We start from the raw sequence: 24523 nt of genomic DNA, 5'->3' as shown, positions 1-24523 counted from the left end.
CCCTTATGGCCGAACCAGCGCACCTTATCCGGCCCTGCGGCGCTACTCCCCCGGAACCGCGAAACCGTGATCGTCCACCCGGTTGGGCGGTGTTCGCGGGCGTCGGCGCCTTCCAAGATGGGCGCATGACCGCGCTGCACCCGCCCAAGGTCGAGTACTTCGACCCGGCCGCGAAGACCAACACCGATCCGAAGGGCGTCGTGAGGGACGTCGACGAGTACCGCGAAGAGCCCTTTGGCCTCTACATGGCGCGGCCTGCCCCTGGGCGGCGACAGTTCCACTACATCGAGTCCTGGCTGCTGCCGGAACTCGGCCTCCGGATCACCGATTTCTGGTTCAACCCCGGCCACGAACGCGATCAGGACTTCTATCTCGACGTCGTCGACGTCCGCCGAGAGGACGGCGTCTGGGTCGCCACCGATCTCTATCTGGACCTCGTCCTGCGAGACAAGAAATCCGTCCAGGTGATCGACACCGACGAACTCCTCGCCGCGGTCACCGGCGGGCTGCTCTCCCCCGCCGACGGCGAACGGGCGCTCGGGGTCAGCCACACGACCGTCGACGGGCTGGCCTCCCACGGCCACGACCTGCGCGACTGGCTGTCCACAAAGGACATCACACTCGGCTGGCGGCGGCACTGACCGGCCGTCATCCATCGTTCGGTTGATTCCGCCTCATCCCTTCGATGAGCGGATCCCGACCGGCCGACGGATTCCCGGGAAGCCGCCCACGCGGGACTCTCGATCACGGGTGAAACCGATCGAGAGGGGGCGGATACCCGTGGTCATCGAGACCGAGGGACTCCGGGAACGGTCCGGTGAGCGGGAACGCACGGAAGTCGCGCCGTTCGCCAGGGCACCGGTGCTGGCGATCGCCGGGGCGATGGGAGCGGTACTAGCGGCGACGGCCGGCCGCTACGGCTACTTCGGCGACGAGCTGTACTTCCTGGCGGCCGGTCGGCATCTGGACTGGGGGTATGCCGACCAGCCGCCGTTGTTGCCGCTCCTGGCGTGCCTGATGGACACGTTCGGCGCCGATTCTCCGTTCGTCCTGCGGATCCCGGCGATGCTGGCGATGGTCGCGGGCGTCGTGCTCACCGCCTTGATCACCAGGGAACTGGGCGGCGGCCGCAGGGCGCAGATGATCGCGGCGGCGGCCTTCGCGGTGTCCCTCCAGATGCTCGGCAGCGGGCACTACCTGGCGACCAGCACGATCGACCCGTTCCTGTGGACGCTGCTGCTCTGGCTGCTCGTCCGATGGGTCCGGATCCGCGCGGACAGGCTCCTGATCTGGAGCGGCGTGGCGACCGGATTCGCGCTGAACACGAAGTTCCTCATCGGGGCGTTCTGGATCGTCGCGCTGGTCGCCGCGGTGGCCTTCGGTCCCCGCGATCTCCTCCGCCGTCCGGCGCTCTGGCTCGGCGCGCTGATCGCCGCCGCGATGATCGCGCCCACCCTCGTGTGGCAGGCGGCCAACGGCTGGCCACAGCTGACGATGGGCGCGGCGATCTCGCGAGAGGTCTCGGCAGGCTGGGGCGGGCGGGCCACGTTCGTCCCGACCTTGGTGATGAGCGCGGGCGTGCCGATCGGGATGATCCTGGTCTGCTACGGACTGTGGCGGCTGCTGCGATCCGAACGCCTGCGGCCGTACCGGTTCCTGGGGTGGACGGCACTCGGCGTGCTCGCGGTGTTCCTGCTGGCGAACGGCCGTTACTACTATGCGGCGGGAATGTTCGCCCCGCTGTTCGCCGCCGCGGCGGTGGAGATCGAAGCGGGCCGGGCGTCGAAGTACTGGCGCTGGATCGCCACCTGGCCGGTGTACCTGGTGGCGGCGGTGATCGCGATCCCACAGGCGCTTCCGATCCTTCCGCGGTCGGCCATGGCGACCGCCCCGGAGTGGGTGCGGCCGATCTTCGCCGACGAGGAGATCGGCTGGCGGGAGATCACGGAGTCGGTGGCACAGGCGTACCGGGCCGCTCCCGATCCACCCCATACGGGCATCATCGCGGCGAGGTACTGGCAGGCCAGTGCGATCGACCACTATGGACCGGAGCTCGGGCTTCCGTCGCCGTCGAGCCCGAACCGCGGCTACGTGACGCTGCCGAGGCCGCCGGAATCGGCACGCGACATCCTGTTCGTCGGGAACGACCCTTCGGGACTTGTGCCGTACTTCACGCGAGTGCGCGAGGTCGGCGCGCTCGACAACCGGGCGGGGATCCAGAACGTGAGTCAGGGCATGAAAATCTGGCTGGCCACCGGCCGGAACGGGCCCTGGGACACGATCTGGCCGAAGCTCGCGGACTGGGGCTTCTGAGCCTCGCCGGTCCTCTCACGACCGACGCGCCACGCCGGTGGCACGTAAGGTGCGAGAGGACCGGCACCCGAGGGATCTGCGAGGAATGGATGGAAGCCGCCCACGCGGCCGAAACACCGACCGTGTCCGGCGCGGCGTTCGCCCGGCTCCCGGTGGCGTTGCTCGCCGCCGCGGCCGCGGCGGCCCTGCTGGCGACGGCGTGGCGGTACGGCTACTTCGGCGACGAACTGTACTTCCTCTCCGCCGGCAAGAGGCTGGCCTGGGGGTACGCCGACCAGCCGCCGGTGCTCCCGTTCCTGGCTCTGCTGATGGATTCGCTCGCACCGGGCAACGTCTTCGTCTTCCGGCTCCCCGCCGTCCTCGCGACGGCCGCCGGTGTGGTGTTCACCGGGCTCATCGCCTACGAGATGGGCGGGGATCGCCGGGCGCAGACCCGCGCCGCCGCCGCGTACGCGATCTGCGGACAGTTCCTCGGCAGCGGGCACTACCTGGCCACCTCGACGATCGACCCGGCCCTGTGGGCACTCATCGTGTGGCTGCTCGTGCGCTGGATGCGGACGCGCGACGACAACTTGTTGCTGTGGCTGGGCGTGGCGACCGCCGTCGCACTCAACGTCAAGCTCCTCGTCGCGACGTTCTGGGTCGCCGCCGGGATCGCGATCCTGGTCTTCGGGCCGCGGGATCTCTTGCGCAGGCCCAAACTCTGGATCGGCGCGGGTATCGCCGCGCTCTCCCTCGTGCCCACCCTCTGGTGGCAGGCCGCGAACGACTGGCCGCAACTGGAGATGGGCGACGTCATCGCCCACGAGACCACCGGCGGCTGGAGCGGCCGCGCCGGCTTCTTGCCCGCCCTGCTGACCGGCGCCGGGCTCGGCGGCGGCGTCGTCGGCGTCCTTTATGGACTCTGGGTCCTGCTGTTCTCGGCGAGGATGCGCGAGTTCCGGTTCCTCGGCTGGACCGCCATCGGCGTGATCGCGCTCTTCATCCTGTCCAACGGCCGGTACTACTACGCGGCGGGCATGTTCGGCGTCCTCTGGGCGGGTGCGGCCGTCCATTTCGGACAGGTGAAGCCGTCCCGATGGTTCCGCTGGGTCCCGACCTGGCCGGTGTTCCTGCTTTCCGCGCTGTACACCCTCCCCTACGCGTTGCCGGTGTGGCCCGCGGCCTGGCTCGCGGAAGGCCGGGACGTACCGCGCCCGGCGTACGCGCTGGAGGAGATCGGCTGGCCGGACCTCGCCCGTTCGGTCGCGGACGCCTATCACCGGCTCCCGCCGGAACAGCGGGAGCGCACCACACTCGTCACGGCCGGGTACTGGCAGGCCGGCGCGCTGGACCGGTACGGCGCCGACTACGGGCTGCCCGCCGTGTACAGCCCCAGCCGGGGTTTCTGGTACTTCGGGCACCCGCCGGAGACCGCGGACAGTGTCCTGTTCGTCGGGCCCGATCCCGCGCGGCTGCTGCGTTCGTTCACCGACGCCCGGATCGTCGCCCGCGTGGACAACGCGGCAGGCGTCCGCAACGTGAGCCGCGGGATGCCGATCTGGCTGGTCACCGGCCACACCGAAGCCTGGGCGACGGCGTGGCCGGGCCTGCGGGAATTCCGGGTCTGACCAGGCTTACGGGGTCCAGCCGGTCGACTCGGCCCAGGCGTCGGCCCGCGTGAAGGCCGCGTCGACCCAGAACTGCTTCTCGTCGGTGTACTGCTCGACAGTCCCGTCGCCGGCGTGCTTCGCGGCCATGGCGTTCTTGACCGCGGCGTAGGCGTCGCGTTCGTCCGGGTTCCGCCGCAGCCATTCCGGGAACAGCAGCGCGAGCCGCCATGCCGGTGTCTCCTGGGAACGGACGTGCAGGTTGGCCGGGCGGCGCGGATCGCCACCGAAGTGGAACCGCTTCGGCCAAGTCCCCTCTTCGCCGTGCGCGTCGTCGAACCATTCGCCTTCCGCGCGCGGGAACCCGGCGTCGGACAGCCGTTCGGCCAGCTCATCAGCCTTGTCCAAAGTGGACACCGTCAGCTGGAGGTCGAGGATGTCCTTGGCGGGCAGCCCCGGCACGGAGGTCGAACCGATGTGATCGACCCGCACGGCGTCGTCACCGGTCACCACACGGATCCGCGCGAGCGCCCGCTCGGCCTGCACCGGCCAGGTCTCGTCGTACGGCGCGATCTTCGGCGACATCGGCGCACGCGGCTTGCGGAGCCGCACGTTCGCCTCGAACGGGGTCAGCCTGTCCGCCCACAACGCGTCGACGTCGGCGAGCACGATGTCGGGCGCTCCGCTGTTGTCGAACCAGACGTCGGCAACGGCCCGGCGCTGATCGGTCGTCGCCTGCGCCTTGATCCGGGCACGCGCGTCGGTCTCGGCCATGCCCCGCGCCTCGACCAGACGGCGGACGCGGACCTCCTCCGGCGCGTCGACCATGACGACGAGGTGGTACATCGGCGCGAGCCCGCCTTCGACCAGCAGCGGGATGTCGTGGACGATGATCGCGTCCGGCGCCGCGGCCGCCATCAACTCCGCGGTCCTGGCGCCGACCCTCGGATGGACGATCGAGTTCAACCGCTTCCGGGACTCCTCGTCGGCGAACGCCTTGGCGGCGAGCGCGCCCCGATCGAGCGAACCGTCGGAGGCGAGGATGTCTTCCCCGAACGCCTCGACGAGCTCGGCGAGCCCCGCCGTCCCCGGCTCGACGACCTCCCTGGCGATCTTGTCGGAGTCGATGACGACGGCGCCGTGCTCGGAAAGCCGGTCCGCCACCGTCGATTTTCCGGCGCCGATTCCGCCGGTCAGGCCCACACGCAGCATGCCGGTCAGCCTAGTGGCGCGACCCTGGCCGACCGCCCAGGGTCACGGAACGGCCACACCGGGCACAGCCGGATGCAAAACGCAAGTTCATAGTGACGCGTTACACGACCTTTATGGGTGACACGCCGGGCGGTTACGCGGCTTCGGGAGCTTGATTGCGTACCGTGCGCGGCGAAGGTAGCCCACACGGAGGAAAGATGGCAGACGGTAAGCACGTCGGACGGCACCGGCTCGGAACGCCGGGGCTGGTGCACTGTGTCCTCCATCGTCCCGTGGCCGAGGCCCTCGCCGAATATCGGCGCACGTGGCTGAGCGCGCTCCTGGTCCCCGCCAAGCACAGCTTCGCCGGACTCCGTCGCAGGGCTCGCGCCGCCGCGCTCGACCGCATCTGGGTGCCGGCCGTCCGGCCCGCCACCTCCTGACGCACTCCCCCCGCGTTTAGTCCTCTAAATGCGGTATTTGCCGTGCCCAAGTACCACATCCGGAGGACTAAACGCGAAAAGAAAGCGGCCCCGGTCCGTGGAGGACCGGGGCCGCTGTCTGTCAGCTACTGGCTGAGCGCCTGGATCAGGCAGCGCCGCCCGAGAGCTTCTCGCGGAGAGCCGCGAGCTGCTCGTCGCTGGCGAGCGTGCCACCGCTCTTGGCCTCGGCCGGAGCGGAGGTGTAGCTCTGCTCGCCCGAGTCGCTCGAGGAAGAAGTGACACCGGTCGCGGCGTCCGCAGCGGCCTCGGCGTCGGCCTCGGCGGCCTTGACGACCTGCTTCATGTGAGCCTCGTAGCGGGTGTGAGCCTCGGCGTACTGACGCTCCCACTCCTCACGCTGCTTGTCGAAGCCTTCCTGCCACTCCTGGGTGTCCGGGTCGAAGCCTTCGGGGTAGATGTAGTTGCCCTCGGCGTCGTACTCGGCGGCCATGCCGTACTGAGTGGGGTCGAACTCGGTCTCCGGCGTGACGCCCTCGTTCGCCTGCTTCAGCGACAGCGAGATGCGACGACGCTCGAGGTCGATGTCGATGACCTTGACCATCACGTCGCCGTTGACCTGGACGACCTGCTCCGGGATCTCCACGTGGCGCTCGGCCAGCTCGGAGATGTGCACCAGGCCCTCGATGCCCTCTTCGACGCGCACGAACGCACCGAACGGAACGAGCTTGGTGACCTTGCCCGGCACGATCTGGCCGATCGCGTGGGTGCGGGCGAACTGACGCCACGGGTCTTCCTGGGTCGCCTTCAGCGACAGCGAGACGCGCTCGCGGTCCATGTCGACGTCCAGAACCTCGACCGTGACCTCCTGGCCGACCTCGACGACCTCGGACGGGTGGTCGATGTGCTTCCAGGACAGCTCGGAGACGTGCACCAGGCCGTCGACGCCACCCAGGTCCACGAAGGCACCGAAGTTGACGATGGACGACACGACACCCTTGCGGACCTGACCCTTGGCGAGCGCGTTGAGGAACTCGCTGCGCACCTCGGACTGGGTCTGCTCCAGGTAGGCGCGGCGGGACAGGACCACGTTGTTGCGGTTCTTGTCCAGCTCGATGATCTTCGCCTCGAGCTCGCGGCCGACGTACGGCTGCAGGTCGCGCACACGGCGCATCTCGACCAGCGACGCCGGCAGGAAGCCGCGCAGGCCGATGTCCAGGATGAGGCCGCCCTTGACGACCTCGATGACGGTGCCCTTGACGGGCTCGTCCTTCTCCTTGAGCTCCTCGATCGTGCCCCAGGCGCGCTCGTACTGCGCACGCTTCTTGGACAGGATCAGACGGCCTTCCTTGTCCTCCTTCTGGAGGACAAGGGCTTCGACCTCATCGCCGACGGTGACAACCTCAGCCGGGTCGACATCGTGCTTGATGGAGAGCTCGCGCGAGGGGATGACACCCTCGGTCTTGTAGCCGATGTCGAGCAGGACCTCGTCACGATCAACCTTGACGATGGTTCCTTCGACGATGTCGCCATCGTTGAAGTACTTGATCGTCTTGTCGATCGCTGCGAGGAAATCTTCCTCCGACCCGATGTCGTTGATAGCGACCTGCGGGGCCCCAGTGGGGGCGGTCGGGGCGGTGGCGGTGTCGGTCGTCATTAGGCGGGTTGCTCCGGTGGATGGGAAGTAGTGGGTTTGCGGTTAGTGCACCATGGGCTCTCCGGCATGAGGTGACCACACAAGCAAACGTCCACAGGGAACGACCGCGAGCATCACCGCATCCGGTGCGCGACCCCCTGACCCGGACGCTGAGCGAACCGGGGGAAAGAGCAGCGCGAACCCACTGCGCTAACAGATATCCTACGCGGCCCCCTGTACACGGCACAATCAGGGTCGCCCCCACGATCACGGCGGGCGGATAAACTGTCCCGCGAAGCCCTGACCTGGGGAAAGGATATCGGTTTGAGCCAGCAGTCCGCCACCGAGCCCGAACGGCACGCAGAGGCCGAGGAGCGGCTCGGCACCGCGGGGGTCGCCTACCGGGCGGTTTCCGCTCCCGAGGCGACGGCCGCGAACCTGGCGTGGTGGGACGCCGACGCCGACGACTACCAGGCGACCCACGGCGGCTTCCTCGGCGACGCGGACTTCGTCTGGTGCCCGGAGGGCGTCCGCGAGGCCGACGTGGCACTTCTGGGTGAAGTCGGCGGCAAGCGGATCCTGGAGATCGGCTGCGGGCAGGCGGCGTGCTCGCGCTGGCTCGCCGCGCAGGGCGCCGAGGCGGTCGCGACCGATCTGTCGGCGGGCATGCTGCGGCACGCGAGGGAGGGCAACGAGCGCACCGGCACCCCCGTGCCGCTCGTGCAGGCGACGGCGGAGTCGCTCCCGTTCGCCGACGCGAGCTTCGACGCGGCCTGCTCGGCCTTCGGCGCGGTCCCGTTCGTGGCATCGGTGGATGTCGTGTTCGCCGAAGTCCACCGGGTGCTCAAGCCGGGTGCCCGCTGGGTGTTCTCGGTGACCCATCCGATGCGCTGGATCTTCCCCGACGATCCCGGTCCGCAGGGCCTCACGGTCACCCAGCCGTACTTCGACCGCACGCCGTACGTCGAGGTCGACGAAGAGGGCGTCGCGACCTACGTCGAGTACCACCGCACCGTCGGCGACTACGTCCGCGCGCTCGCCGACGCCGGGTTCGCGCTGACGGACCTCATCGAGCCCGCCTGGCCGGAGGGACACTCCCGCACCTGGGGGCAGTGGAGCCCGTTGCGCGGCAAGCTCTTCCCCGGCACCGCGATCTTCTGCACCCAGCGGGGATGACGTCGGCGGCGGAGCGGCAACGGGCGCGGTTCGCCGCGCTCGACCCGCTGCTTCCGTCGCCGCCCCCGCTCCCGCCCGGCGAACCCCTGGAGGCGGGCGGCGCCATCGGGACGGTCGCGCACGTGCGGTTCGCCGCGGGTTCCTGGCAGCGGCTCTGGGGTCCGGCGCGGCTCCAGATCCTGTCGGCGGTCCTCCCCGCCGACGCCGGCGCGGGAATGAGCGCGCTGCTGTCCGCCTGGCGTGAGCGGATCGCCCTCGCCGACGCCGAACCCGATTCGGCGTGCACGGTCACCTGGCCCAGCCGGGACGTCGCCGTCATGCGGGCTTTTCTCGACCACGGGCTCGCGCCGCAGCTGGCGCTGGCGGTCCGCGCGCCCGCCAAGGGTGACGCGCATACCGTGCCCGGCGTGACCGTCCGGGAGTCCTCGGGCGGCGACCTGGAGGAGATCGTCGAGCTCCGGTTCGAAGAACTTCGCTACACCTCGTTCGTCGGCCACGGTGTCGTCCGGCCAGGGGCCAAGGCCCTGCTCGCGGAGGAGGTCCGGCGCGGCCTGCAGTTCGGCGGCCGTATCTGGATCGCCGAGGAGGAAGGGGTCACGGTGGGGATGGTGACCAGCGGAAAGCGCTCCCCGATCCCCGGTGACGCGCTCGCCGGCCGGCTGCCGCCGGGCGAGTGGGGCTACGTAGGGACGCTCGCGGTCACCGGCGCCGCGCGGGGCCGCGGCATCGGGCGCGCGCTGACCGCCGTCGCGCACGACGAGCTGTTCTCGCCGTCGCTGCGCGGTACCTTCGTCTCGTACAATCCCACCAATCCGCTTTCCCCGGTGTTCTGGCACCGGCAGGGTTATCGTCCACTGTGGACGACGTGGGCGGCGGGCCCCGCGTCGGCCCTGCGGTAGCGATGCCCGGCGCGGTCGACCCTGGGGACGGGATGGAAATCGAGAAGAAGTTGCTCGACGCGCACCGCACCCGGTTCGCGGCGATCGACCGGCTCCTGCCCGAAGCGGCTCCGCCCCCGGTCGTCGGCGAACGCGTGGACGCCGCCACGGCGTCGGGCGTCCAGGTCACCGGCGTGGTGCAGCGGCAGTTGCACGGTCCGGACGACGTCCCCCTGCTCTGGTCGGCCGCCGACGTGCGGCAGCTGTTCCCGTTCATCGGCGGCACCGGCACCGAGGGCATGGACGTGCTGCTGCGCGCGTGGCGGACGTGGATGGACGCCGAATCTCCCGGCGAGGATTCGTCGTGCGTGGTCAACTGGCCGAGCCGGGACGCCGAGGCGATCCGCGCCTTCCTCGACCACGGCCTGGTGCCGATGTCCGCGCTCGCCGTGCGCACCGGCCACCGCCGCGAAGACCCGGCAGGCGACGGGGTGACCGTCCGCCGGGCCCGGTACGAAGACTTCGACGACGTGCTCGCGATGGCCGTGTCGACCCACGACTACATCGGCCAGGTCGCCACCCGGCACCGCTCGAACGCCGCCGAACTGCTCGCCCCGGCACTGGAACGCGCGCTCGACAAGGACGCCCCACTGCTGTGGCTTGCCGAACGGGACGGCACGGTCGCCGCGTTCGCACACGCCGCCTGGGTGATTTCGTCACCGGGGTCGGCCGAGGCCGAACTGCTCCCCCACGGCCGCTGGGGCTACGTCAACAACGTCGTCACCGTGGCGGGACTGCGCGGGAGCGGGCTCGGCCGCGCCCTGATGTCCGTGGTGCACGAGGAGTTCACAGGCGACGGCGCGGACGGCACGTACCTCTATTACAACCCGACCAACCCGCTCTCTTCGGTGTTCTGGCACCGGCAGGGTTATCGTCCACTGTGGACGTCCTGGGAGGTCCATCCGGCGTCGGCGCTGCGCTGATCGAAAAGCAGGGTTAGCCGAAAGGCACGGCGAGTCGTCCGGTTTGCGGAGGTTTCGTCACTCTTGTGTGTGACATGGGCCCCCCACGGTTGTATACCTCCCAGGTCAGGGCTAACTTTTGAACTGACCAGTCAGTTTAAAGTTCCGCGAGTCACCGACCTGGGAGTTCTTCGTGCGGGTTCAAGCCGACAGGGTGTCCGTGACCGGACCCCACGGCACGTTGCTGTCGCCTACTTCGCTCACGGTTTCGGGCGGTGAGCTGGCGATCGTGCACGGCGAGCCAGGGGTCGGCGTCACCGCCTTCGGGCTGGCGCTGGCGGGCAGACTGAAGCCCGCCACCGGGACGGTGACCGTCGAGGGCGGCGACCCGCGGAAGGTCGTCGCGATCGTCGACTCCCCCGGTGTGAGCGAACCGGACGGCGCGTTGTCGCTGCAGGTCGTCGTCGGCGAGGAGCTCGAACTCGCGAAGCGCCCGGCGAACAAGGCTGCCGTGGCGAGCTGGCTGGCCGAGCACGACGCCGACGACCTCGGCACCACCCGGTTCGAGAACCTCGAAGCGGTGACGCGCACCCGGCTGCTCACCGCGCTGGCCGCCGGCCGCGAGGGCGTCGGCGTACTGGTGCTCGACACCCCGGACAGGCACACCAGCGACGTCGACAGCTGGGCGACGCTCGCCCGCGAGCACGCCGAGCGCGGCCTCGCCGTGATCGTGCTGACCGCCACCACCCCGGTTTCGGCCCTGCCGGAGAAGCCCGCTCGCTGCGGCGCTCTCGAGCAGCCCGACCCTGTGCGCTGTGCGCCCGTCGAGGCGGAGGCCGAGCCGGAGGAAACCGAAGAGACCGCGAAGACTTCAGGAGACCAGGAATGAACCCCGTCCGGATCGCCGCGAACGAGCTGCGCCGGCTGAGCAGCGGCACCCTGCCGAAACTCGCCATGGCCGCGCTCGTCCTGGTGCCGCTGCTGTACGCGTCCTTCTACCTCTACGCGAACTTCGACCCGTACTCGCGCCTGGACAAGCTGCCCGCCGCCGTCTTCACCTCGGACGCCGGTTCGAAGGACTCCGCCGGTGCGGAGCGCAATGTCGGCCGCGAAGTGACCGACGAGCTGGTCAAATCCGGCACTTTCCAGTGGCACGAGGTCTCCCCCGAGGAGGCCGCCAAGGGCGTCCGCGACGACAAGTACTCGTTCGCCATCGGCATCCCGCGTGACTTCTCCGCGGCGTTGCTGTCCTCGGGCAACTTCCAGCCCCAGCAGGCGACCATCACGCTGACCACCAACGACGCCAACAACTATCTGTCGGGGACCATCGCGAAACAGGTGGCCGAACAGGTCCGCAAGACGATCGCGGAGAAGGTCGGCAGCGAGGCGGCGGACAAGTTCCTGGTCGGTTTCTCCACGATCTACGGCAAGATCCAAGAAGCGTCGACAGGCGCTTCGCAGCTCGCAGACGGCGCGGGCAAGCTCAAATCGGGTCAGCAGCAGCTGGCCGACGGCGCCTCCCAGCTCGCCTCCGGCAGCTCCCAGCTGGCGACCGGGCTCGGCACCCTGAAATCCAGTACCGCCCAGCTCCCGGCCCAGACGAAGAAACTCGCCGATGGCGCCGGTCAGGTCGCCGACGGGAACCAGAAGGTCGCCGACGCGGCCTCGCTCGCGGCGACGGCCTCCGGGGACATCCAGGCCAAACTCGACGGCTACCGCACCCAGCTCGCGCAGGACCTGCGCGAGGCCGGCCTCCCCGAGACGAAGGTGCAGGAGATCCTCAGCCGCCTCGACACCCTCCGTTCGCCGGTCGACCAGGCGAACACGAAGATCCAGGGCGCGAACAGCCAGCTCATCCAGCTCGCCTCCGGCGCACGGCAGGTGTCCGACGGAGCACACCAGCTGGCTTCGGCCACGCCGCAGCTCACCAGTGGCATCGCGCAGGCCGCCGACGCTTCGGTGCAGATCCGGGACGGCGCCGCAAAGCTGAACGACGGCGAGAAGACCGCGGTGACCGGCACGAACCAGCTCGCCGACGGCGCCGTGCAACTGCGTGACGGACTCGCCGCCGGGCTCAAGGAGATCCCGAACCCCGACGACCCCACCCGCGCGGCGACCGCCAACACCATCGCCGACCCGGTCGCGGTCAACTCCTCCGGCGTCGCCTCGGCGGGGACCTACGGCGCGGGGCTCGCCCCGTTCTTCATCTCGCTCGCGACCTGGATCGGCGCGTTCGTGCTGTTCCTGTTGCTGCGCCCGCTCTCGACCCGCGCGCTGACCGCCGGCGCGTCACCGTTCAAGGTCGCGCTCGGCGGCTGGCTGTCCTCGGCGCTGCTGGGGATCGCGCAGGTGATCGTGCTCTTCGGCGCGGTGACCTGGCTGGTGGGCATCGACGTGGCGCATCCGCTCGGCGCGATCGGGTTCGCGGTGCTGGTGTCGCTGACCTTCACGTCCGTGGTGCACGCGCTCAACGCCTTCTTCGGTGCCGTCGGGAAGTTCCTCGGCCTGGTGCTGCTGGTGTTGCAACTGGTCAGCGCGGGCGGCACGTTCCCGTGGCAGACGATCCCGGACGCGTTGTACCCGTTGCACATCGTGCTGCCGATGGGTTACGCGATCGACGGGTTCCGGCACCTGCTCTACAGTGGCGCCTCGATGGAGATCCTCGGTGACATCGGTGTCCTGGTCGCGTATCTCGTCGGCGGGATCCTGGTTTCGACGCTGGCGGCGCGGAAACGGCGCACCTGGACGGTGTCGGCGCTGAAACCCGAGCTGGCGTTGTGAGTCCCCGGGGTGAGGCGACGAAGCAGAAGCTGTTCGAGGCGACGCTGAGGCTGTCCGCCAGCCGCGGCCTCGTCGGGCTGACGGTGGACGACATCGCGGCCGAGGCGAAGGTCGCCAAAGGCACCGTCTACTACAACTTCGGCAGCAAGGACGGTCTTGTCGACGCACTGCTGCGCTACGGCGTCGGTGTGCTCGCGGACCGGCTGCGCGCGGCCACCGGCGACGGCGACCCGATGGACGTGATCGAGTCGCAAGTGGACGGTGCGCTGGAGTTCATCGCCGAATACCCCGGTTTCTCGCAGATCCTGGTGAGCGAGATGTGGCGCACGCCAGGGACCTGGCACGAGACGCTGACGTTGCTGCGCGAGGAGATCATCTCGATCGTGCGCGACCAGCTCCACCGGCTGGACGCCGCCGGGCGGCTGCCCGACGGCGTCCAGATCCCGACGGCCGCGGCGGGCTTGTTCGGCACGATGCTGGTGGTCGCCCTCGACTGGCAGGTGTTCCAGCCGAAGCGGACGCGCGCGGACGTGCGGGAATCGGTGATGGTGCTGGTCCGGGGCCTCGGGCGTTAGCCGTAACTCGCGTGCTTGAAGCCGTAACTTGCGTGATTGGACTCGTAACTCGCGTGATCAGAGCCGTAAGACACGGTGCGGAGCGTGTTACGGCTCTGATCACGTGAGTTACGCCTTTAAACACGCGTGATCGGGGTTCAGGCTTCGGTGTCCCGGGCCCATTTCAGCTTGACCTCGAAGTTGCCTTCCAGGCCCGTTTTCGCGATCACCGCACCTGCCTGAGCGGTCAGCTTGACGCCGAACTTGAGCTCGACCTCGTCCGGTCCCCTTGTCATCGACCGGAAGGTGTCCAGTGCCGCCGTGGCCGCCTCCTTCACGTTCGCCAGCGCCGCCTCGAACGACCCTTTCGCGTCCTCGACCAGGTCGTCGCGCCGGGAGACGCGGGAGGTGCCGGGGACGGGGTCGATCTCGACGACCACCGAACCGCCGCCTTCGAGCGGGAACCGAGCCAGGTCGTTCACCGATGCTCCTTCACTGTCCACAGGGGATCTTCAACCATTCGCCCGGCTGGATGCTCTTCCGGACGTCTTCGAGTTGTTTCAGCAGGATGTCCAGCCGGTCGCGGTTACTCAGGTACTCCAGGACGGCGCGATGGAAGGCGCCGGTCATCGTCGCGGGCATCAGGTCCGAGGCGTCGAAGCACAGGGCGGACGCCGAGGTGATCCTGTCCGCGACCCGCCTGCTCACCTGATCCGGATAGACGTCGAGGCCGAGTTCCCGGTTGGCGGAAAACGCGTTCGCGCGGGCAATCGACGGCCAGATCCGCTGTGCCTTCTCCGAGGCCAGGAATTCGATCAGCCTCCGCGCCTGGGGCGTGTCCTGGAACATTCCGGCGAGGTCGGCGGCGACCTCGGAGACGTCGCGTCCCGGGAAGGACAGGAAGTCGAAATCGGTGCCCGGCTTGGGGAATGACCCATCCGGTCGCTTGAAGTTCTGGTAGCGGCTCATGATGAACGACGCCTGGTGTTCGAGCGCGCAGCCCGGCGGCTCGGTGAACATCGCCTTGCCCGCGTCGCCGAAGTCGGTCAGCAGCGCGGCCGCGGTGCCGCCGCGGATGGCGGCGGGTTCGAGCACGGAACCCCAGTCGCGCCAGGCCTGTTCGACCTCCGGCGAGGTCCACGGCAGACCGCCGGACGCCCATTGCCGGTACTTGTCCGGTCCCGCCGAGTGCAGCAGGATGTCTTCGATCCAGTCGGTCCCCGGCCAGCCCGAGGCCGGCGGGGCGCCCATCCCGACGCACCACGGGGTGCCGCCCGCCGCGGTCAGTCCGGCGGAATACGTGCGAAGCCCCTCGAACGTCGTCGGACGGATCCCGGTCAGCCGCGCCGGGTTGTACCAGATCAGGCTCTTCAGATCGGCCTTCACCGCGACGGCGTACAACTTCTGGGTGCCGATCTGCTGCAGGGTGACCCATTGCGAGCTGAACGACCGCGTCACCGCGGCGGAGAGGGCGTCGTCGAGCGGCAGCAGATCGCCCGACTTCTGGTACTTCGCCAGCACCCCGGCGTTGGGCAGGACGGCCACGTCCGGCGGTGTACCGCGTTGGACGTCCGAAGCGAGCACCTGGTCGACCGCGCGGGTGCCTTCGTAGAGGTAGTCGATCCCGGTGTCGGCCTTGAACGCGTCCAGCACCTGCCGGAACGCCTTCTCCTCCTCCCCTGTCCAGGACGCGAGGACGACGACCGGCCCGTCCTCCGCCGACGCCGAACAGCCGCCCGCGACGAGCGAGAGCGCCATCAGCACGGCCAGCAGGCGATTCACGGGCGGTACCGGTATTCGTCGATCCGGGCGTGCAGCCCGAGCAGGACCAGCGCGCCCGCGAGCAGGGTGCCCGCCGGGATCAGGAACTCCCGCCCGCCGGATTCGGCCGCGGCGGAGGCGTCGGCCGCCACCGCCTTCGCGCCCGCGGTGGCCACCCGGGTGTTGTCCGTCGCCACCGTGGTGGCCTGCCGTGCCCGCGCCCGGAACTCGTCGACGGTCACTCCGCATCCCTGCTCCTCGTCGCAGTACTCGGCCAGCAGGTCGGCGAGCCGTCGCTGGCCGGCGTCGTCGGCCGCCTTGATCTGCGCGGACCGCGCGGCGGCGACGCCGTCGAGCCGTTCCCCGACCGAATCCAGCCGGTCACGGCTGACCAGGGTGAACACCAGGGCGACCCCGATGGCCGCGATCAGCGCGGTCGCCACGAGCAGCGGGACGTTCGCCACGCGGCGGAACCGTTTCCGCAGATACAGCTGGGTGAGGACCAGCAGCGCCAGGAGAGCCAGCACCGGCAGGAGCCAAAGCGGAAGCATCGCGGGGCTCATCCCGGTGGCCGACAGTTGCCGGTTCAGCGCCTCGCGTTGCTTGCCCTGCAACGCTTCCAGCTCTTCCAGGACACCGCCCGCGGCGTGCAGGAGCCGTGAGGCGTGCCAGAGGTCGACGGCGCCGAGCACGGCGGCGTCCGGCTGACGGAAGTGCACGTCGGCCTGCCCGATGGAGCCCGAGTAGGCCGCGACCTGACTTTCCACCACCTGCAGCGCGTTACCGCCCGCCTCACCCGCCTGGTTGAACTCCGCGACCCGCGCGAGGCTCTGGCTCGCCAGCGCCAGCTGATTCGAGTACTCCTGCCCCGGACCGGCGAGTCTCGCCTCGCCGGAGGCGAAACTCGTGACCGCGGCGGCGTCGGCGGCCACCAGCGCGGCCCGCGCGGCGGTCACTTCGAGCACGGCCTGCGCGGTCCGGTCGCGGACGGTCTCGGCCGTCTTCTGGACGTTCTGGAACGCCCACAGCGAAACCACCAGGACCGCGAGGGTGAGCGCCAGCAGGGCGGTGCGGAGCCGGACCAGCCGTACGCGGGTCGCCGTCACGAAACCGCCTCGCCGAACGGTCTTCCGCAACCGACGCAGAAGTTCGCCCCGGCGGGCGAAAGGGCGGGGCAGTCGGCACAGGCGACCGGTGACGCGTCGGGCATCGGCCGATCTTCCTGCGGAAGGGCGATTTCCGAAACCCTCGACGGGATGACGACGTGCAACGCGTGGCTGCGTGTCGCGTCCGGGCGCAGGCGCACGACCCCTTTCTCCGCGTCCACGATCTCCACGACCCCCGCGAGACGGGTGAGCGTCTCTTCGTCGCCCGCGGCGGTGGCCAGCGCGACCGCCCGGCCCCATTCCCGTTCGGCCCCGGCCCGATCACCCGCCGCGTAGGCGTCGCCGCCCGCGGTCAGCGCGTCGCCGAGATCAGCCTGCGCCGCGTACTTCGAGACCATCGGGTGAATCAGCGTCGGCGGGATCGGGTCGTGGGTCCATCGCCCCGCGATGGCCAGCGCGTCCTCCTCGATCGTGGCGCCGGGAACGGGGACGAGTTCCGTCCACGCGAGCTGGCGGTCCTGCCCGTGGCTGGGTTCGAGGTCCGGATCGAGATCGAGGATCAGCTGGTAGTCCCGCGTCTCGTCACTCGCGAACGAGCCGAGCGAGAGCTCCAGTTCGCGGACGGCGACCTCGTGGCACCGGTCGGTGAGGTCGTACTCGTCAGGGAACACCTGCTTGATCGACCGCAGCCTGCTGAACGGCATGGTGCCGACGCGCAGCCGGACCTCGGGCAGCACCTTCGTCATCGCGTTTTCGATCAGCTGCCGGAAATCCTCCGCGAGCTTGTCGTCCTCGACGACGGAGTCGACGTTCCCGCGCAGCACCCGGCCGATCTGGGTGAGTTCGGCGGGTTCCCAGCCGTCGCCGATCCCCCTGGCGTCGCAGACGAACCGGCCCTCGCAGCTGTTCAGCACACTCATCAGGTCGGCCCTGGTCTGCGAATCGTTGCGGCCGTCGGTGAGCAGGATCGCGTGGCGGACGGCGTCGGGTACGCCTTCGAAAAGGTCGCGCGCCTTCGCGAGCCAGGCGCCCATCGCAGTGCCGCCGACGGCCGCCAGGTGCTCGACCGCGGCGCGTGCCTCCGCCCGGGTCGCCTCGGAGGCGATCACCAGGCCGTCCTCGACCGGGTAGATCATCTTCGCGCGGTCGGTGCCCTGGATGACGGCGAACCGCACGCCGTCGGGCAAGACGTCGATGGCCGCCACGGCGGCTCGCCGTGCTTCGCCGATCTTGGTGCTGGGGAAGCGCATCGAACTGGAGCAGTCGATCATCAGGACTTCGGCGGCCGTCCTGACGACGGCCGCCTCACCGCCGCGGGAGACCACCCGGACGATCGCCGTCATCGCCCGGTCCCGTTCGGCCAGGAACTTGTTCTGATGCACCTCAAGACCCAGACTCGGCTCCCCGCTCATCGCTCCCCTTTCTTCCCAGGTGAACCCGCGACCGCGATCGACCTCGGCAAGGCGCTCATACCAGCGTCACAGGTCTCACCGAGTTGGCGAGGTCGATCAGCACGTCGTGCGCTTCCGGCGCGGGCGCGTGGTGGGCGAGCCGCCGGTACGACTTGTCGAGCACGGTGCGAGCGCCCGTCTCGTCCGCCCGGAGGATCTCGCCGCCGGCGATCCCGTCCTGCCCGAGGAGCACGGCCGCCAGTCCCGTCTCGCGCACGGCCGTCACCAGCCGGTCGAGGGAGTCTCCGTCGAGGTCCAACGCGGCCAGCCGGACCACGGCGTCGTCGAGCTCGGCCGACGCCGGAAGGTCCCCCGTGCCCGGCATCGGCGCGGACAGCACCCGCACCCCGGCGATCCGCGCGGCCTCGTCGTAGCGCGAGAACTCCGGGACCTGGTCGAGGATTTCGACGGCGGCGGCCCGGTTTCCCCGCTGCAACCGGACCCGCGCGAGCCCGAACGCCGCGCTGACCTGGGACCGGTCCCGCACCCACAGGGCGTCGTAGTACCGCTCGGCGGCGGCCGCACCGTTGAGGTGCTCTTCGCAGAGGCCCAGCGCGAGTTTCGGCGGCTCCTCGCCGGGGATGTCGCGGTACACGGCGGTGAACTTCTCCTTGGCCGCGGCGAAATCGCCCGCGCCGAGCGCGAGCAGTCCCCGATGCCACGCCACCCGCCAGTCATGGGCGGCGCGCTCGCCGAGCAGCCGTTCGGACTCCGCCACCGCCAGTGCGCCCTCGACGGTCGCGCCGAGTTCCAGCTGTGCCCGGCACCGGCGGAATCCGACCTCCACCGAGCCCGGCACCTTGTCGAGTTTCTTCAGCAGCCGCGCCGCGTCGGGGGCCCGGACGGCACGGAGGAAGTTCGCCTGCGGATCGTCCGGATCCTCACGCGGCACCGGCAGACCGAGAGCTATCTCCACGGCAGACGGGCGCGCGCCGAGCGAGACCGGTGTCCCCCGCGTCCAGTGCTCCAGCGGCGGCGCCTGGCCGAGTCCCGCGTCGAGCAGGACCGCCCCTTCGGCGAACAGCGTCGATCCGGCGGGCCGGGATTGCTTGTCCCGCAAGGAAAGGATTTCGCTGAGCACGCCGTCGAGCTGGGCCAGCATCTCGCGCGCGGTCGCGAACCGCTGCTCGAACGGCGCGGTCGCCCGGTCGAGGACGCGGATGAACGATTCGATGCCGAACCGGACACCGCGCGCGTCCGTGGTGACCGACCAGCCGTCGCTGGCCTGGAAGAGCTCCCGCAACGTCACGCCGACGGTGTGGATATCGGACCGGACGGTGAGGCCGTGTTTCGCCCGTTCGCGCGGCGTCACCTGATAGTGCTCGGTCCCGACGGTCGGGCTCTCGTCGTCGGAGATCTTGCGGATGGCGCCGAAATCGATGAGCTTGATCCGCTTCTCGCCGTGGATCACGTTGTCCGGCTTCATGTCGCAGTACAGCAGGCCCTCGCCGTGCAGGTAGTCGAGCGCGGTCAGGATCTCGCGCCCGTACGCCACGACGTGCTCGACCAGCAGCCGCCCTTCGCTCGAATCCAGCCCGGCCCGGCCGCGGTTCTTGATCTCCCGCAAGGAGAGCCCGTCGACGAACTCCATGACGATGTAGCGGAACTCCTCGTGCTCGACCACGTCGAGGATCCGGACGACGTTCGGATGGTCCAGCGCGGTGAGCACCTGGCTTTCGGTCTCCGCGATCCGCACGGCGGCGGTGTTGTTCGTGTTGATCAGGCCCTTGAGCGCGACGTACCGGTCGCCGAGCCCGGAATCCGTTGCCAGGTAGACGAAACCGAGTCCGCCGCGCGCGACGCAGCCGAGTACGTGGTAGCGGCCGTCGACCACGTCACCCGCCGCGAGCTTCGGCGAGAAGGAGAACGGGGTCCGGCAGACCGGGCAGAATCCTTCGGTGGGCGCGGGGCCGCCGCCGATCGAGCGGCCGACCGGGGTGGCCGTGCACCCGTGCTTGCCACAGAACCGTTCCTCTTCCGGGACATGCGGTTCGGTCAGCAGGCGGCCCGCGAGGTCGGGGAGTTCGACGATCGGCAGCGGGACCCGGTCGTCCGCGGTCGCGTGGCCCGCGACCTGCTGGGAGCGGGTGACCACCGTGCTGGTGATCCTGGTCGGCGCCTCGCCGGGACCGGGGATCACCAGGGTCGGCTTCTCCCGCGGCGCGGGCTCTTCGGGTGTTCCGGGCGGCAGCCCGCAGATCTTGCAGAAGCCGGTCTTGCCGAGCATGCCAGGGCAGCCGTCGTGTCCGCAGGCCGTCATCCGTCGATCCGTTTCCGTACGGTGTCCGCGTAGCGCTCGACGGCGGCCGCCGCGGCCGCGAGGTCGCACGGTCCTTCGAAGAGCGTCCGCCACGCGGGGGCGTAGGCGGCATCCAGTTCGACGTCTTCGACGAAGCCGCTGTTACGGGCCATTTCCCCGTACGCGTCGAGCCTGGCGCGCAATTCCGCGCGCCGGGCGAGGTTCTCGTCGAGAAGGCGGCGAAAGTCGCGGGCGCGGTCGATGGTCTTGGCGACGGCTCGCTCGCAGACCGGAAGCTGCCGTTTCACCCACTCGGAGTCGCCGTCCTGCTCCGCCGACCGCAGTTGCGTCAACGCGCCGGTCAGCCGTCGTGCCTTGGCATGGACTTGTGGGACCTCGGTGAAGCGGGGCGCGTCGCCCAGATTGTCCTTCTCCAGCCGGCCGAGTTCACCCAATCGGATTTCCAGCAGGGCGAGGCGGCCCTCGATGTCGTCGTCGCCGGCGGGCAGGACGTCCGTGCTCGACCGGACCACGCTCACCCCCGGCGAGGTCTCCTCGCGGAAGGCCAGCGCGAGCCGCAGCCCGAGTTCGTGCGCGCGCTGGGCCAGCGGCACGAGCACGTCACCGACGAGTTCGTCGGGTTCGGCCGCTTCGTCGATCCCGTAGACGACGACCGTGCGGCCGGACCCGTGACGGCCGGCGGGCGAGTCCGCGGCGACGTCGAGCCGGTCGGAGATGCGGCGCCGGACCTCGTCCGCGGTCGTGCCGACCGCGTCGACGGCAAGCACGACACTGCCCACGGGCGGCACCGTCGGCCCGGTCGCGCTCCGGCCCGCTCCGTGTTCGCGGTCGGCGAGGACGACCGCGCGCCGCAACGAGGCGGCGACGGCGGAATCGTCCTCGCCCATGATGATCACCCGGACGTCCGCCTGGCCGTGGCCGCCGAGCCAGCGGGCGAATTCGCGGGCGAACAGCACGTCCATCGCGGGCGGCTCCGGGTACTGCATGAAACCGGGGTCGATCGCGGGACTGCCCTCGGCCCAGCGGCGCAGTTCCGGCAGGTAACCGAGCATGGTTTCGACCGGGATCATCCAGGAGACGCGGGCGGCCTCGGTCGCGTACCGGGTCGCGACCATGCCGACGACGTGCCCGGTCTTGTCGGCGATCACCGCGGAACCGCTGAATCCGTGGGTGATCGGCTCGGTGTCGGGAGTGCGGTGCAGCTGGACCCGTTCGAGACCGTGCCCGCCGTCGCCGACGACGGTCGCCAGCGACCACATGCCGTCCGAACCGGACGGGAAGCCGAACGCGCGGACGCGCTGGCCGTCCTCGAGTGCGGTCCGGTGGAGCGGGGCGCCGGTGATCTGCCCCTCGGGGTCACGCAATCGGAGCAGCGCGATGTCCCCGCCGTCGTCGCCGATGGGCGCCGCCTGCGCGACGATCGTGGCGATTCCCGGCTCCACACCGGGAAGCGCCACGAAATCCACCGCGACGCCGTCGTGGCCTTCGATCACATGTGCGCAGGTGAGGAGGTGTTCACCGTCGAGCATGGTCCCGGCGCCCAGGATCCGCCCACGATGATCGCGCAGCCGCACCCGCCAGCGTCTGCGCTCGGAAGTCACGCGGAAGACCCTACCGATCGTGAGTGGTAATGACGGTTCTGACCGTCATTACCACTCACGAGGCCTAATGCGCGGCGTCGTTCCAGGACCGTCCGTACCCGACCGAGACCTCCAGCGGCACGGCCAGTTCGTAGGCCGAGCCCATTCCCTGGCGCACCAACGCTTCCAGCTGCTCGCGCTCGCCATCGGCGACTTCGAGGACGAGTTCGTCGTGGACCTGCAGCAGCACGCGGCTCTTCAGCTTCGCCTCGGTCAGCGCCTTGTGCACGTTGAGCATGGCGACCTTGATGATGTCGGCCGCGCTGCCCTGGATGGGGGCGTTGAGCGCCATCCGCTCGGCCATCTCGCGGCGCTGCCGGTTGTCGCTGTTGAGGTCCGGCAGATAACGACGGCGGCCGAAGATCGTCTCGGTGTAGCCGACCTTCGCCGCGTCACCCACGACAGAGTGAAGATAATCGCGTACGCCGCCGAAGCGGGAGAAGTACGCCTCCATCTGTTCCTTGGCGTCTTCGGTCGAGATCCGCAGCTGCTGCGAAAGCCCGTACGCCGAAAGCCCGTACGCCAGGCCGTACGACATCGCCTTGACCCGGAAACGCAGTTCCGGCGTGATCTCCTCCGGCGGCAGCGAGAACGCGCGCGACGCCACGAACGTGTGCAGGTCCTCGCCGCTGTTGAAGGCCTGGATCAGGCCCTCGTCCTGCGAGAGGTGCGCCATGATCCGCATTTCGATCTGGCTGTAGTCCGCCGTCATCAGCTCGGCGTACCCGTCGCCGACAATGAAGGCGTCGCGGATGCGGCGGCCTTCCTCGGTGCGGATCGGGATGTTCTGCAGGTTCGGGTCGACCGAGGACAGCCGTCCGGTGGCGGCGATCGTCTGCAGAAGCGTCGTGTGGATGCGGCCGTCGTCGGCGACCGACTTGATCAGGCCCTCGACGGTGGTGCGCAGCCGGGTCGCGTCCCGGTGCTCCAGCAGATGCTGCAGGAACGGGTGCTCGGTCTTCTCGAACAGGCTCTGCAGCGCCTCGGCGTCGGTGGTGTAGCCGGTCTTGGTGCGCTTGGTCTTCGGCATGCCGAGCTCGTCGAACAGGATGACCTGGAGCTGCTTCGGCGAACCGAGGTTGACCTGCTTGCCGATGACCGCGTACGCCTCCTCCGCGGCCTGCGTGACCCGGTTGAGGTAGTGCGCCTCGAGGTCGGTCAAATGCTCGATGTCGACCGCGATCCCCGCCGCTTCGAGCCCGGTGATCACCTGCAGCAGCGGCAGTTCGAGCTCGGCGAGCAGCTGCGCGCCGCCGAGTTCTTCGAGCTCCTTGGTCAGCGCGCCCGCGAGCTCGGCGACCGCGCGGGCCTTGACCAGCTCGGCCTGGATCTCCTTCTGCTCCATGTCCTCGGCGCCGCCGTCGAGCAGCGAAAGCTGCCCGTCCCCGGTGTCGGCCTCGGAACGCAGCTCGCGGTGCAGGTACCGCAGGGCCAGGTCGTCCAGCTCGAAGGTGCGCTGACCAGGGCGGACCAGGTACGCCGCGAGCGCGGTGTCCATGACGAGCCCGGCGAACGTCCAGCCCCGCGCCCGGACGGCGTGCAGCGGGACCTTGAGCTCGTGGCCGATCTTCTGGATCTTCTCGTCGGCGAGCCAGGCCGTGAGCGCCTTGTCGTCCTCGGCGTCCATCGCTGTGACGTCGACGTACGCGCCTTCGCCATCTGCGGCCGCGAAGGAGATGGCCTTCAGATCGGCGCGAACCGAGGCACCGGTGGTGCGGAACGCCAGGCCGACCGGCTGGTCCTGGCCGGTGTGCGAAGACAGCCATTCCGTCAGCGCGCCCGGGGCGAGCTTCGAGCCGCTGACCTCGAAGCCCTCTTCGGCCTCGGGCTCGGCGCTCTGCAGAGTGGCGAAGAGACGGTCTCGCAGGACGCGGAACTCGAGCTCGTCGAACAGCGCGTGCACGGCCTCGCGGTCCCACGGGCGCAGTTCGAGCATGGTCGGGCCGAGCTCCAGCTCGACGTCGCGGATCAGCTCGGTGAGCTGGCGGTTCAGCATGACCGCGCCGAGATGCTCGCGCAGCGCGTCGCCGACCTTGCCCTTGACCTCGTCGACCCTGTCGATCAGCTCGTTGAAGGAGCCGAACTGCCTGATCCACTTCGCGGCCGTCTTCTCGCCGACGCCCGGGATGCTGGGCAGGTTGTCCGAGGGGTCTCCACGCAACGCGGCGAAGTCCGGGTACTGCGCCGGGGTGAGGCCGTACTTCTCCTCGACCGCCTCCGGGGTGAACCGCGTCATCTCCGACACGCCGCGCTTCGGGTACAGCACGGTGACCTGGTCGGTCACCAGCTGGAGCGCGTCACGGTCGCCCGTACAGATGAGGACGTCGAAGCCTTCGGCGGTCGCCTGTGTCGTGAGCGTGGCGATGATGTCGTCGGCTTCGTAGTTCTCCTTGGTCAGCGCCGGGATGCCGAGGACCTTCAGCACGTCCTCGACCAGCCCGACCTGGCCCTTGAACTCGTCCGGCGTGGCGCTGCGGTTGGCCTTGTAGTCCTTGAACGTCTCCGAGCGGAACGTCTTGCGGGAGAGGTCGAACGCCACGGCGAGGTGGGTCGGCGCCTCGTCGCGCAGCAGGTTGATGAGCATCGAGGTGAACCCGAATACCGCGTTCGTCGTCTGCCCGGTCTTCGTCTTGAAGTTCTCCGCGGGCAGCGCGAAGAACGCGCGATACGCCATCGAATGGCCGTCGATCAGCAGCAGTTTGGGCCGCTCGGCCTGTGCGGTGACGGGTGTGGCGTTGGCAACGGTCGTGTTCTCACTCGGGCTCACGGGAGCGAGTCTAGGGTG

19 protein-coding genes are annotated in these 24523 nt (G+C 69.7%); 10 read left to right on the top strand and 9 right to left on the bottom strand.

All coding sequences use genetic code 11. The annotated features are described in order from the left end of the window. Window positions 1-125: 125 nt before the first annotated feature. The 3 genes from DMH03_RS30145 to DMH03_RS30135 all read left to right on the top strand — a co-directional run bounded on the left by DMH03_RS30145 (window position 126) and on the right by DMH03_RS30135 (window position 3923). On the top strand, window positions 126-641 hold the full coding sequence (locus tag DMH03_RS30145; RefSeq protein ID WP_125795341.1) for a DUF402 domain-containing protein: 516 nt from the start codon (window positions 126-128) through the stop codon (window positions 639-641). Between the two features lie 139 nt (window positions 642-780). Further along, complete coding sequence (locus tag DMH03_RS30140) at window positions 781-2313, top strand: glycosyltransferase family 39 protein (RefSeq protein ID WP_125795340.1); 1533 nt, start codon at window positions 781-783, stop codon at window positions 2311-2313. 89 nt (window positions 2314-2402) lie between these two features. Beyond that, window positions 2403-3923 carry a glycosyltransferase family 39 protein gene (locus DMH03_RS30135; protein ID WP_125795339.1) on the top strand — a complete coding sequence of 507 codons (1521 nt, stop codon included), beginning with the start codon at window positions 2403-2405 and terminating at the stop codon, window positions 3921-3923. Window positions 3924-3929: 6 nt separating this feature from the next. Here DMH03_RS30135 and coaE read toward each other — a convergent pair whose 3' ends face one another. Continuing rightward, window positions 3930-5114: a dephospho-CoA kinase gene (coaE, locus tag DMH03_RS30130; protein WP_125795338.1), complete on the bottom strand. Its 1185-nt coding sequence runs from the start codon at window positions 5112-5114 to the stop codon at window positions 3930-3932. Between the two features lie 197 nt (window positions 5115-5311). Here coaE and DMH03_RS30125 point away from each other — a divergent pair, with 197 nt between their 5' ends. Further along, the gene (locus DMH03_RS30125) at window positions 5312-5536 is read left to right on the top strand and encodes a hypothetical protein (protein ID WP_125783199.1); all 225 of its coding nucleotides are present in this window, start codon (window positions 5312-5314) and stop codon (window positions 5534-5536) included. 145 nt (window positions 5537-5681) lie between these two features. Here DMH03_RS30125 and rpsA read toward each other — a convergent pair whose 3' ends face one another. Further along, window positions 5682-7190, bottom strand: a complete 1509-nt coding sequence (gene rpsA, locus DMH03_RS30120; protein ID WP_125795337.1) for a 30S ribosomal protein S1 — start codon at window positions 7188-7190, stop codon at window positions 5682-5684. 303 nt (window positions 7191-7493) lie between these two features. Between rpsA and DMH03_RS30115 the strand changes: the two genes are divergently transcribed. From DMH03_RS30115 to DMH03_RS30090, 6 genes are all read left to right on the top strand, one after another. Further along, window positions 7494-8345: a class I SAM-dependent methyltransferase gene (locus DMH03_RS30115; protein WP_125795336.1), complete on the top strand. Its 852-nt coding sequence runs from the start codon at window positions 7494-7496 to the stop codon at window positions 8343-8345. Then, the gene (locus DMH03_RS30110) at window positions 8342-9244 is read left to right on the top strand and encodes a GNAT family N-acetyltransferase (RefSeq protein ID WP_125795335.1); all 903 of its coding nucleotides are present in this window, start codon (window positions 8342-8344) and stop codon (window positions 9242-9244) included. Before DMH03_RS30115 ends, DMH03_RS30110 begins: the two co-directional genes overlap by 4 nt. A gap of 32 nt (window positions 9245-9276) precedes the next feature. Then, a complete protein-coding gene (locus DMH03_RS30105; RefSeq protein ID WP_125795482.1) occupies window positions 9277-10206 on the top strand; it encodes a GNAT family N-acetyltransferase in 930 nt (309 codons plus the stop codon). 172 nt (window positions 10207-10378) lie between these two features. Next, a complete protein-coding gene (locus DMH03_RS30100; RefSeq protein ID WP_125795334.1) occupies window positions 10379-11074 on the top strand; it encodes an ABC transporter ATP-binding protein in 696 nt (231 codons plus the stop codon). Beyond that, a complete protein-coding gene (locus tag DMH03_RS30095) occupies window positions 11071-12966 on the top strand; it encodes a YhgE/Pip domain-containing protein (protein WP_125795333.1) in 1896 nt (631 codons plus the stop codon). Before DMH03_RS30100 ends, DMH03_RS30095 begins: the two co-directional genes overlap by 4 nt. After that, window positions 12963-13541 (top strand): TetR/AcrR family transcriptional regulator, encoded by a 579-nt coding sequence (locus DMH03_RS30090; RefSeq protein WP_125795332.1) that lies wholly within the window; start codon window positions 12963-12965, stop codon window positions 13539-13541. The genes DMH03_RS30095 and DMH03_RS30090 overlap by 4 nt, the downstream gene beginning before the upstream one ends. A gap of 137 nt (window positions 13542-13678) precedes the next feature. Here the strand turns inward: DMH03_RS30090 and DMH03_RS30085 are convergent, their stop codons facing one another. The 7 genes from DMH03_RS30085 to polA form a co-directional block, all read right to left on the bottom strand. After that, window positions 13679-14002 (bottom strand): CU044_2847 family protein, encoded by a 324-nt coding sequence (locus DMH03_RS30085; RefSeq protein ID WP_125795331.1) that lies wholly within the window; start codon window positions 14000-14002, stop codon window positions 13679-13681. A 10-nt stretch (window positions 14003-14012) separates the two neighbouring features. Then, a complete protein-coding gene (locus DMH03_RS30080; protein ID WP_125795330.1) occupies window positions 14013-15302 on the bottom strand; it encodes an ABC transporter substrate-binding protein in 1290 nt (429 codons plus the stop codon). Continuing rightward, complete coding sequence (locus DMH03_RS30075) at window positions 15299-16387, bottom strand: hypothetical protein (protein WP_125795329.1); 1089 nt, start codon at window positions 16385-16387, stop codon at window positions 15299-15301. The genes DMH03_RS30080 and DMH03_RS30075 overlap by 4 nt, the downstream gene beginning before the upstream one ends. Continuing rightward, window positions 16384-17799: a VWA domain-containing protein gene (locus tag DMH03_RS30070; protein WP_125795328.1), complete on the bottom strand. Its 1416-nt coding sequence runs from the start codon at window positions 17797-17799 to the stop codon at window positions 16384-16386. The genes DMH03_RS30075 and DMH03_RS30070 overlap by 4 nt, the downstream gene beginning before the upstream one ends. Before the next feature lie 55 nt (window positions 17800-17854). Continuing rightward, entirely contained in the window at window positions 17855-20098 is a 2244-nt protein-coding gene (locus tag DMH03_RS30065) for a serine/threonine-protein kinase (protein ID WP_125795327.1), read from the bottom strand. Continuing rightward, window positions 20095-21699, bottom strand: coding sequence for a serine protease (locus DMH03_RS30060; protein WP_233611714.1), 1605 nt, complete (start codon window positions 21697-21699; stop codon window positions 20095-20097). The genes DMH03_RS30065 and DMH03_RS30060 overlap by 4 nt, the downstream gene beginning before the upstream one ends. 64 nt (window positions 21700-21763) lie before the next feature. Next, on the bottom strand, window positions 21764-24505 hold the full coding sequence (gene polA / locus DMH03_RS30055) for a DNA polymerase I (RefSeq protein ID WP_125795326.1): 2742 nt from the start codon (window positions 24503-24505) through the stop codon (window positions 21764-21766). Window positions 24506-24523 lie beyond the last annotated feature (18 nt).

The sequence above is a fragment of the Amycolatopsis sp. WAC 01376 genome, from assembly GCF_003947415.1.
Lineage (GTDB): Bacteria > Actinomycetota > Actinomycetes > Mycobacteriales > Pseudonocardiaceae > Amycolatopsis.
The sequence above is the reverse complement of the archived record's forward strand: the minus strand, read 5'-3'. Positions and strand labels throughout refer to the sequence as shown.

Excerpts from the sequence above, each read along its gene's own strand:
- DMH03_RS30110 (WP_125795335.1), top strand. The coding sequence starts at position 8,342 with ATGACGTCGGCGGCGGAGCGGCAACGGGCGCGGTTCGCCGCGCTCGAC.
- DMH03_RS30135 (WP_125795339.1), top strand. The coding sequence starts at position 2,403 with ATGGAAGCCGCCCACGCGGCCGAAACACCGACCGTGTCCGGCGCGGCG.
- rpsA (WP_125795337.1), bottom strand. The coding sequence starts at position 7,190 with ATGACGACCGACACCGCCACCGCCCCGACCGCCCCCACTGGGGCCCCG.
- coaE (WP_125795338.1), bottom strand. The coding sequence starts at position 5,114 with ATGCTGCGTGTGGGCCTGACCGGCGGAATCGGCGCCGGAAAATCGACG.
- DMH03_RS30125 (WP_125783199.1), top strand. The coding sequence starts at position 5,312 with ATGGCAGACGGTAAGCACGTCGGACGGCACCGGCTCGGAACGCCGGGG.
- DMH03_RS30145 (WP_125795341.1), top strand. The coding sequence starts at position 126 with ATGACCGCGCTGCACCCGCCCAAGGTCGAGTACTTCGACCCGGCCGCG.
- DMH03_RS30065 (WP_125795327.1), bottom strand. The coding sequence starts at position 20,098 with ATGACGGCCTGCGGACACGACGGCTGCCCTGGCATGCTCGGCAAGACC.
- DMH03_RS30105 (WP_125795482.1), top strand. The coding sequence starts at position 9,277 with ATGGAAATCGAGAAGAAGTTGCTCGACGCGCACCGCACCCGGTTCGCG.
- DMH03_RS30070 (WP_125795328.1), bottom strand. The coding sequence starts at position 17,799 with ATGAGCGGGGAGCCGAGTCTGGGTCTTGAGGTGCATCAGAACAAGTTC.
- DMH03_RS30095 (WP_125795333.1), top strand. The coding sequence starts at position 11,071 with ATGAACCCCGTCCGGATCGCCGCGAACGAGCTGCGCCGGCTGAGCAGC.